Annotated in this window: 7 protein-coding genes and 1 pseudogene; 5 read left to right on the plus strand and 3 right to left on the minus strand. The window is 70.6% G+C overall.

Going from position 1 to position 6,236, the window contains the following annotated elements; translation table 11 throughout:
• Positions 1 to 929: IS3 family transposase (locus tag RH94_RS07055; RefSeq protein WP_079188869.1), on the plus strand; the 929-nt coding region annotated here is incomplete at its 5' end.
• Between the two features lie 8 nt (positions 930 to 937).
• Here RH94_RS07055 and RH94_RS07060 read toward each other — a convergent pair.
• The gene (locus RH94_RS07060) at positions 938 to 1,768 is read right to left on the minus strand and encodes a helix-turn-helix domain-containing protein (protein ID WP_073946783.1); all 831 of its coding nucleotides are present in this window, start codon (positions 1,766 to 1,768) and stop codon (positions 938 to 940) included.
• Positions 1,769 to 2,092: 324 nt separating this feature from the next.
• On the opposite strand from RH94_RS07060, the gene RH94_RS07065 reads away from it, so the two are divergent.
• The 4 genes from RH94_RS07065 (at position 2,093) to RH94_RS07080 (ending at position 4,623) form a co-directional block, all read left to right on the plus strand.
• A complete protein-coding gene (locus tag RH94_RS07065) occupies positions 2,093 to 2,317 on the plus strand; it encodes a DUF397 domain-containing protein (protein ID WP_073946784.1) in 225 nt (74 codons plus the stop codon).
• Positions 2,318 to 2,392: 75 nt separating this feature from the next.
• Positions 2,393 to 2,860: a hypothetical protein gene (locus RH94_RS07070; protein WP_073946785.1), complete on the plus strand. Its 468-nt coding sequence runs from the start codon at positions 2,393 to 2,395 to the stop codon at positions 2,858 to 2,860.
• Between the two features lie 176 nt (positions 2,861 to 3,036).
• On the plus strand, positions 3,037 to 3,486 hold the full coding sequence (locus RH94_RS07075; RefSeq protein WP_073946786.1) for an ATP-binding protein: 450 nt from the start codon (positions 3,037 to 3,039) through the stop codon (positions 3,484 to 3,486).
• 117 nt (positions 3,487 to 3,603) lie between these two features.
• Positions 3,604 to 4,623, plus strand: a complete 1,020-nt coding sequence (locus RH94_RS07080; RefSeq protein ID WP_073946787.1) for a hypothetical protein — start codon at positions 3,604 to 3,606, stop codon at positions 4,621 to 4,623.
• 325 nt (positions 4,624 to 4,948) lie between these two features.
• On the opposite strand, the gene RH94_RS07090 is transcribed toward RH94_RS07080, so the two are convergent.
• Both RH94_RS07090 and RH94_RS42640 read right to left on the minus strand, forming a co-directional pair.
• Entirely contained in the window at positions 4,949 to 5,890 is a 942-nt protein-coding gene (locus tag RH94_RS07090; protein WP_073946788.1) for a sigma-70 family RNA polymerase sigma factor, read from the minus strand.
• Between the two features lie 10 nt (positions 5,891 to 5,900).
• Positions 5,901 to 6,236: pseudogene (locus RH94_RS42640) on the minus strand (oxidoreductase); the annotation flags it as partial.

Here is a 6,236-nt window from a genome sequence, read left to right on the forward strand (position 1 = left end):
TAGCGTTCATCGACGAGCACAAGGGCCGCTTCGGCGGCGTCGAGCCGATCTGCCGGGTCCTCACCGACCACGACTGCAAGATCGCCCCGTCCACCTACTACGCCCACCACAAGCGCCAGGCCACGCCCGCGGCCCGCACCGTCCGCGACGCCGAGCTCAAGACCCTCATCACAAAGGTGTACGAGGCCAACTACCGTGTCTACGGCGCCCGGAAGATCTGGCGGCACCTGAACCGCCAGGATGTCGCGGTGGCCCGCTGCACCGTCGAGCGCCTCATGCGCGAGCTCGGCATCACCGGAGCGGTCCGCGGCAAGAAGGTGATCACCACGATCCCCGACGCGAGTGCGGAACGGGCTCCAGACCTCGTGGACCGCGACTTCGTCGCCCCGGCCCCGAACCGCTGCTGGGTCGCCGACTTCACCCACGTCGCCACGTTCGCCGGCGTCGTCTACGTCGCCTTCGTCGTGGACACCTTCTCCCGCCGTATCGTCGGCTGGTCCGCGGCCACTTCGAAGGAGACCCGACTCGTCCTGGACGCCCTCGAGATGGCCCTCTGGCAACGCGACCGAGATCAACGATCCCATCAGAAAGGCGAGTTGATACATCACTCCGATGCCGGGTCGCAGTACACATCGTTCGCGCTCGCCGAGCACCTCGACCGGGCAGGCATCGCCGCGTCGATCGGATCGGTCGGCGACGCTTACGACAATGCCCTGATGGAGTCCACGATCGGCCTGTTCAAAACTGAGTTGATCAAGCCCCGTCGGCCCTGGAAGACACTCTCCGAGGTCGAACTGGCCACCGCCGAATGGGTCGACTGGTACTGCCACCGCCGACTGCACGGTGAGATCGGGCACATCCCACCCGCCGAATACGAGACCAACTACTACCTCGAAACCACGAAACCCCAGGTCACAGTCACAACCTAGAGTCTCGATCAAACCCGGAACGGTTCATAGCGCTGCTGGAGGACTCTCACCTCTTTCGAGTCACCAATCAGCCGCCCGCTCTCCTGGCCCTCCGAGTATGCGAGTCGACGCCCTTCAGGGGTCTCCAGCAGGCGCAGAGGCCCATCCATGCACGAGTGGTACTCGGCTTCCAACGGCATGATCTGCAACGCCACGTTGCGAGGCAACGTGTGCTCCAGAACGTGGTCCAGCTGCTCGCGCCACACCTCGGCACCGCCCAGTCTCCGTCGCAGGACCGCTTCCTCAACGATGAAGTGGAACGGAACTGTCGGACGCTCGCACAGCATCCGTTGCCGCTCCATCCTCGCCGCAACCTGGGCCTCCAACTGCTCATCCGTCAGCAGCGGAATCCGGTTCTCGAAGAGTGCCCGCGCATATCCCTCCGACTGCAACAACCCCGGCACCAGCCGGCACTCGTACGTGCACAGGCTCACCGCCTCCCGCTCCAGCCGCGCCCACCGCCGGAACCACGCCGCAAGCCCCGCCTCGCCCCGGGTGAGATGCCGGGCGGCCTTCCGCAGCGCGCCGGTGTTGCCGAGGGCTTCCTCCGCGCGCTCCACGAACACCTCGTCCGGCATGCGGCGCCCCAACTCCACCGACTCGACCGTGTGTTTGGAGAACCGCACTCGAACGCCGAGGTCCGCGCGGCTGAGCCCCGCGTGCTCGCGCAGCGCCTGGACGACCGCGCCGAACGTGCGCAGGCTGTCGGACGGATGGGGCTCCCGCTCCCAGTCCCCCACCGGAACCACTCGCGCGCCGACGCCCCCGGCCGCCTCCCCCTCGACTCCGACGTTCTCCATGCGCCGCCCCTTTCCTCCGTACCGCCCCGTGACGGCTCCTCACGCCGCCCTGTGCTCACCACCCAGCGTGACGGAAAATCAGACGTACCGTCCACTCTTCGTGTCCGTACGCTGACTCAGCGTACGGAGTGCCACACTCGTCCCCGCCCCGCCCGACCGCCAATCTGACGTCATGGAGAGCGAGGAGAAACCGTCCGTTCCCGCCGTCCGGAGCCACGGCGGGAACGTCCGGGCGGCCGTCGCCCCTCCCGTGGACTCCCGCCCGGTACGGGCGGCGGCGGCCGGCCCTGGCCGCGTTCAGACGAGCAGGAAGAAGGTGCAGTGATGCAGGACGGAACCACCCTGTACGCGCTCGACATCAGCGGGGCCTCGTTCGTGAAGGCGTGCGGCGGCCCCTGCACCGAGGGGTGCGTGACCCTGGCTCGGATCGGTGAGGACGCCTGGGCCCTGGGCGACAGCAAGCGGCCGGACGCGCAGCCGCTGCGGTTCACCACGGAGGAGCTGGACGCGGCCGGTATCGACCCGGCGCGCTTCGGCCTCGGCGTCTGATCCCCCCTCCCCTCCCGTCGGCCGGGCCGGGTCCGTCCCGCGCCCGGCCGGCGCCTCTCGAAACGGGAACGGCTCGTGCACCACCACGCCTATTTGTGGACCGGCTCGAAGGAACGCTTCGACGACGAGGCCCTGCGGCGGCCCCCGCACCCCGATCCGCCCCCGGCCGGATGCAGGCCGGAACTGATCGAGCGTTACCGCCAGGTGGCCGCGGAGTTCTCCATGTCGGGCCTCCCGCCCCTGGAGACGGCGTACTGGCTCATCAAGCCCCGCTCACTGGTGCGGGGCACGTGGGACGAGGCGAAGGAGGCGGCGGCCTGGCTCGGTGAGCGGCTGGCCGAGTACGCGCCCCGGTTCGCGTCGGAGAGCGACCGGGACACCGCGCGTCTGGCCCGGCTGGTGAGCGCCGCCGCCGAGCGCCTGCGCTCGGGCGCCGACGTGTCGTACGGCTGCTACCTCGAACGCCCCTCGTACCTCTCCCTGGCCGTGGTGACGTGCTCCCCGAACCGCGCGATGCCCGAACTGGCCTGCCCGTGCGCGTAGTCGAAGCCCGGGCGCCTCCCCGTACCGCGCCGCGCCGGCCCCTCCCGCCGTCCCGCGCCCACCACCCGGCGTGACGGAGAAACCGGCGCACCGACCACTCCCCGCGTCCGTACGCCGACTCGGCGTACGGGGCGCGGCACTCGTCCCCGCCCGCGCCCGGCCTCCACTCTGGCGTCATGAACCACGCAACACCTCAAGCCGGCGCTCCCGCCCGCACCTTCACGCAGTTACTGTCGTCCACGCGGCGCGGCGCCCGGCTCGCCCGGCTCCTCACCGTGACCGAGTTGCGCTCCTGGGGCATCCCGCAGGACCTCACGGAGCGTGCCGAACTCGTCGTCGCGGAGCTGGCCGCCAACGCCGTTCTCCACGGCCGCGTGCCCGGCCGCTGCTTCCGGCTGACACTCGTCCTCGACCCGGCGGCCGGCCGTCTCCGCGTCGAGGTCAGCGACGCCCGCGGGGACCTGTGTCCGCGGATCCCTTCGGCGGACGCCGAACCCGACGCGCTCCCCCTCGGCGGGCGCGGCCTGACGCTCGTCACCGCCCTCGCCGACCGCTGGGACTACGTCCTCTACCCGCCCAGCGGCAAGACCGTCCGGGCGGTGCTCTCCGCACCGCCCGGAGCGTGACACGCCACAACCGCCCTGGCCGTCCCGCCTCGGCGTCAAGTCCAGAGGGCTCAGCCAAACGGGTGATTACAGCCCAAAAACCAACGAATATTCTTGCTCCGCTCATAGTTTCAGGTCATGCCCAATGTCAGTCACGACACCTTGCACGGCTTCCTGCCCGGACGTCCGAAAGCGCTGAACCGTGCGCTGGACCTCCTGGGACTCGGGATCCCGCCCGGTGTCACCACAGAGCCTCTCCCGACGGACGCCTCCGGCGCCCCGAAGATGTTCACCCGGCACATGGACTCCGTCCTGCGGGTGGTCCGTCCCGATGGGCGTGATCCGTTCGTCCTGCTGGTCGAGGCGCAGACCGGCGTCGAGACGAAGAAGGAGACCTCGTGGCCGTACTACATCGCCTACTTGCGCGACCGGTACAAGCTCGAGGTCGTCCTACTGGTCCTGTGCGTGGACACGGCGACGGCGGCATGGGCGGCCAGGCCTCTGAGCACCGGCGTGGGGCGCCCCACCCAGGTGACGGTTCCTCATGTGCTGGGGCCGTGCAATGTTCCGCGCATGGACCAGGTTCAGGAAGCCGCGGAGGACCTGGACTTCGCCGCGTTCTGCCTGTGGATCCACAGCAACGACCCGGACATCGAGGGCATACTGAAAGTGGTGGGCGAGGCATTGGCTCAGGACGCGGACCGCGAAGCGCGGGACGACTTGGCGGGACTGATCGAGGACGGCTTGGGCAGCAAACACGCCCGGGAGATCTGGAGGAACCTGATGAAGACCCTCTTCACCCCCAGGCGAGGCACCATCGTGGGCGACGCCCGCCTCGCAGGACAGGAAGAAGGACGCGAGGAAGGCCGTGAGGAAGGGCGTGAGGAAGGGCGCGTGGCCGGAAAGGCCGAGCAACTGCTGCGCCTGATGGAGCGCCGTGGCTTCCCGATGACGGAAGAGATCCGACAGCGCGTCACCACCTGTCCGGACATGCCGGTCCTGGATCTCTGGTTCGACCGCGCCATCGACGCGACCACCCTCGACGAGGTCTTCGCCACGTCCTCCGCCACGGACCGGATCCCCGCACCCGCCCAGAGCCCGGAGCAGACCGGAATCCCCAGCCGGGGCCCGGGGGTTCCCGCCTCCTCGACCGACTGACAAAGGTGCACACACGGACGGCCGGTAATGCGGCACCGATCAGCGGAAGGTCGGTGGCACGGCGGATACGGGCTCTCCGGCCCTGCGTGCGGGACGGGTGCGCTGTGCAGGCTCGTCCGGCGCGGCCCGGTCGCGGTTCTTGCGCATGACGGGGGACCCGGCCGACCGGTGGAGCGCCACCGCGGCCTCGTCGGTGGACGGTGTCACGACGGCGACCGCGTTCGCACCCCGACAGGCGAGAGTCGCGCACGCGCCCGGCACGGCATCGCGCCCGCAGCCGTGCCCGCGATGGTCCGGACGCGTCACCGGCCTCCGGTGACGCCGGTCACCACGCGCTGATGACCGGCGCGGCGGGCTCGTGCTGCCGCCAGGCCTCGTTGAGGCGCCCGAGCCGGTCCGCGGCGGCGATGCCTTGCAGGGACGCGACCTTGCCGTCGCTGACGTCGAACGCCACGGCGCCCACGACCCGGCCGTTGACCACGGCGAGGGCGGCCGGGGAGCCGTTGACCAGCGCGATGTGGATCGTGGGTGAGCCGCCGGCCAGCCGCCGCTTCGCCGGCGTGGGCTTGAAGCCTGCCCGCACGAAGGAGGCGACGCGCTCGCGCGTCGTGTACCGCAGCAGCCGCCTGGCCAGTCCGGCGCCGTCCGAGACCGCCGTCACGTCGTCGGTGAGCAGCGCCACCAGCCGTTCGGTGCGCCCCGACATGGCGGCGGTGAGGAACTCCTCGACGACCCGGCGCGCGGACGCCGAGTCCACCTCGCCGTCGCCGCGGCGGCGCTCGGCGGTGACCCGACGTCGAGCCCGGTGGGCATGCTGCTGGCTCGCGGACTCGGTGATGTCGAGGATCTGGGCGATCTCGGCGTGGGGGTAGGAGAAGGCCTCGCGCAGGACGTAGACGGCCCGCTCGACCGGCGAGAGGCGCTCCATGAGGATCAGTACGGCCAGGGACACCGATTCGCGCTGCTCGAAGGTGTCGGCCGGGCCGAGCATCGGGTCGCCCTCGAGGAGCGGCTCGGGCAGCCAGGCACCGGCCGTTCGCTCGTGCCGCGCCTGCGCCGAGCGGAGCCGGTCGAGGCAGAGATGGGTGACGACCTTGGTCAGCCACGCCTCCGGCACCTCGATGCGTTCGCGGTCCGCGGCCTGCCAGCGCAGGAACGTGTCCTGCATGGCATCCTCGGCGTCGGCGGCCGAGCCGAGCAGACGGTACGCGAGCGAGGCCAGCCGGCCCCGGCCGGCCTCGAACCGTTCGATGGCTGCGCTGTCCATGCGGAGCAGCCTATGCGGCGGCCCTCACACCGGACCGGTCGGGCGCGGTGGGCAGGCGGCGCTTGCGCTTGGGCATGCCGAAGGTCGGGTGGGCGATGCCCCACCCGGCCGTCTTGAGCACGCCCGACTTGAGCCGCGCGGCGGTCCGGCCGCCCAGGTACCAGGACTTCGACCGGGCGTTGTCGTCCACCATCTGGAAGATCGCGTCCCGCCGCCCGAGACTGATGTGGTTGCCGTGGTACTTCAGCCCGGTGGTCGGAACCTCGCCGCCCGTCAGACGCGCGATGATCGCGGCGGTCGCCTGCATGTTGGTGAGGCCGGCCGAGGCACAGGACATCGGCAGCGG

It is taken from the genome of Streptomyces kebangsaanensis, assembly GCF_001906585.1.
Lineage (GTDB): Bacteria > Actinomycetota > Actinomycetes > Streptomycetales > Streptomycetaceae > Streptomyces > Streptomyces kebangsaanensis.

What these genes read in the sequence shown, in the direction of transcription:
- RH94_RS07060 (WP_073946783.1), bottom strand. Translation starts at nt 1,768, where the DNA reads ATGGAGAACGTCGGAGTCGAGGGGGAGGCGGCCGGGGGCGTCGGCGCG.
- RH94_RS07065 (WP_073946784.1), top strand. Translation starts at nt 2,093, where the DNA reads ATGCAGGACGGAACCACCCTGTACGCGCTCGACATCAGCGGGGCCTCG.
- RH94_RS07075 (WP_073946786.1), top strand. Translation starts at nt 3,037, where the DNA reads ATGAACCACGCAACACCTCAAGCCGGCGCTCCCGCCCGCACCTTCACG.
- RH94_RS07080 (WP_073946787.1), top strand. Translation starts at nt 3,604, where the DNA reads ATGCCCAATGTCAGTCACGACACCTTGCACGGCTTCCTGCCCGGACGT.
- RH94_RS07090 (WP_073946788.1), bottom strand. Translation starts at nt 5,890, where the DNA reads ATGGACAGCGCAGCCATCGAACGGTTCGAGGCCGGCCGGGGCCGGCTG.